Source organism: Variovorax sp. 01T432 (assembly GCF_056398605.1).
The window spans coordinates 1-1,332 of record NZ_JBFTPS010000136.1 but is presented as its reverse complement, the minus strand read 5'-3'; the positions used below and the strand labels follow the sequence as shown (position 1 = coordinate 1,332).

Here is a 1,332-nt window from a genome sequence, read left to right as displayed (position 1 = left end):
GGATTCTTCGACGAGGCGTGCCCGCACCGGGGTGCTTCGATGGCCCTGGCGCGCAATGAAGACAACGCACTGCGCTGCATCTACCACGGCTGGAAGTTTTCAGTGGACGGCGTCACCGTGGCGGTGCCGACCCAGCCGCAGAACGAAGCAGAGTACTGCAAGCACGTGCCGCTGAAGCATTACCCCGTTCGGGAGGAAGGCGGCATCGTCTGGGTGTGGCTGGGCGAAGGAACCACGCCCGCGATCTTCCCGGAACTGCCGTTCGTCGGTCTGCCCGCGGGGCATGTCACGGCGTTCCGCCAGAAGGTCAACTGCAACTGGGTCCAGGGTGTCGAGACGACCATGGACTCAGCCCATCTCGGGGTGCTGCACCAGAGTTATCTCGACAGAGAGGCCGCCAATGCGGCGGTCAACCAGGCGCCTGTCTATCACCTGCAGCAAAAGCCCTACGGCTTCCGCTACGCGGCAGTGCGCGCACTGCCCGATGGCCGCTCGTACGTGCGAACGAACTCGTTCGTGATGCCTTGGTTCGGAATGATTTCCCCGCGCAATACCAGCGAGTCGGGGAATCGGGCGGGCATGTTTTTTTCAATTCCCATCGACGACGGACACATCTGGTACTGGCATCTCACCTTCGTGGTGAATGCCGCGATTCCCTATGAGCCGCGCCTGTTTCCATCGGACAGGAACTCCTGGCCGCCGCAGCCACCTGGAGACGCGCAGGACAACTGGGGCCAGGACCGCAATGCGATGCGGCGCGGCCACTTCACCGGCTTTCTGCAGGCATTGGGCACCGAGGACTTTGCCGTCATCACCAGCCAAGGGCCGATCGTGGACCGGACAAAGGAATATCTCGGTGCCGGAGACGCCGCGGTCGTTCAGGTGAGGCGCTGCCTGCTGAATGCGGTACGTGACTTCATGCAGGAGAAGCTTCCGTCCTCTGCCCGCCACGCCGAAATCGCGTATGCCGACATCCGGCCCGTTGCCGCGTTCTTCGAGGGCGACTCCGGGTGGAAGGACCTGCTGTAGCGCAGGCACACCTGATTCGTTCACCCGTCCATCGCAGTATCTCAAGAGAGTAGCCCCATGCTCACCCAACAAGAAAACGATTTGCTGACCCGGGTCTCCAACGGTGCGCCGATGGGACAGATGATCAAGCAGCACTGGTGGATCCCTGCCGTGCTGTCCGAAACGCTGGAGGCCGACGGCAAGCCGGAGCGCGTGCGGCTGTTCGGAGAGAACTACGTGGCCTTCCGGGCGACGAACGGGCGGGTTGGATTCTTCGACGAGGCGTGCCCGCACCGGGGTGCTTCGATGGCCCTGGCGCGCAAT

2 protein-coding genes are annotated in these 1,332 nt (G+C 63.1%); both read left to right on the top strand.

Features of this window, described 5'->3' with window-relative positions; genetic code table 11:
* A partial coding sequence (locus AC1DNF_RS35625; protein ID WP_478153640.1) for a Rieske 2Fe-2S domain-containing protein occupies nucleotides 1–1,029 on the top strand: 1,029 nt, incomplete at its 5' end.
* Between the two features lie 57 nt (nucleotides 1,030–1,086).
* On the top strand, nucleotides 1,087–1,332 hold a 246-nt coding region (locus AC1DNF_RS35620; RefSeq protein WP_478153638.1), incomplete at its 3' end, for a Rieske 2Fe-2S domain-containing protein.